Source organism: Enterobacter sp. V87_3 (assembly GCF_029967835.1).
Classification (GTDB): Bacteria; Pseudomonadota; Gammaproteobacteria; order Enterobacterales; family Enterobacteriaceae; genus Enterobacter; species Enterobacter cancerogenus.
This window is the reverse complement of the sequence record NZ_JASCAM010000005.1, coordinates 1-1,022: the sequence shown is the minus strand read 5'-3', so window position 1 is coordinate 1,022 and position 1,022 is coordinate 1. Positions and strand designations below refer to the sequence as shown.

At 54.5% G+C, this 1,022-nt stretch carries 1 rRNA gene; it reads right to left on the bottom strand.

Features of this window, described 5'->3' with window-relative positions:
* Nucleotides 1-1,022: ribosomal RNA gene (locus tag QLG21_RS00555) — 23S ribosomal RNA — on the bottom strand; the annotation flags it as partial.

The window sequence follows — 1,022 nt, the reverse complement described above, 5'->3', positions numbered from 1 at the left end:
TTCCGCATTTAGCTACCGGGCAGTGCCATTGGCATGACAACCCGAACACCAGTGATGCGTCCACTCCGGTCCTCTCGTACTAGGAGCAGCCCCCCTCAATTCTCCAGCGCCCACGGCAGATAGGGACCGAACTGTCTCACGACGTTCTAAACCCAGCTCGCGTACCACTTTAAATGGCGAACAGCCATACCCTTGGGACCTACTTCAGCCCCAGGATGTGATGAGCCGACATCGAGGTGCCAAACACCGCCGTCGATATGAACTCTTGGGCGGTATCAGCCTGTTATCCCCGGAGTACCTTTTATCCGTTGAGCGATGGCCCTTCCATTCAGAACCACCGGATCACTATGACCTGCTTTCGCACCTGCTCGAGCCGTCACTCTCGCAGTCAAGCTAGCTTATGCCATTGCACTAACCTCCTGATGTCCGACCAGGATTAGCTAACCTTCGTGCTCCTCCGTTACTCTTTGGGAGGAGACCGCCCCAGTCAAACTACCCACCAGACACTGTCCGCAACCCGGATTACGGGTCCACGTTAGAACACCAGCCATTAAAGGGTGGTATTTCAAGGATGGCTCCACGCAGACTGGCGTCCACGCTTCAAAGCCTCCCACCTATCCTACACATCAAGGACCAGTGTTCAGTGTCAAGCTATAGTAAAGGTTCACGGGGTCTTTCCGTCTTGCCGCGGGTACACTGCATCTTCACAGCGAGTTCAATTTCACTGAGTCTCGGGTGGAGACAGCCTGGCCATCATTACGCCATTCGTGCAGGTCGGAACTTACCCGACAAGGAATTTCGCTACCTTAGGACCGTTATAGTTACGGCCGCCGTTTACCGGGGCTTCGATCAAGAGCTTCGCGTTGCCGCTAACCCCATCAATTAACCTTCCGGCACCGGGCAGGCGTCACACCGTATACGTCCACTTTCGTGTTTGCACAGTGCTGTGTTTTTAATAAACAGTTGCAGCCAGCTGGTATCTTCGACTGATTTCAGCTCCACCCGCAGGGGCTTCACCTACA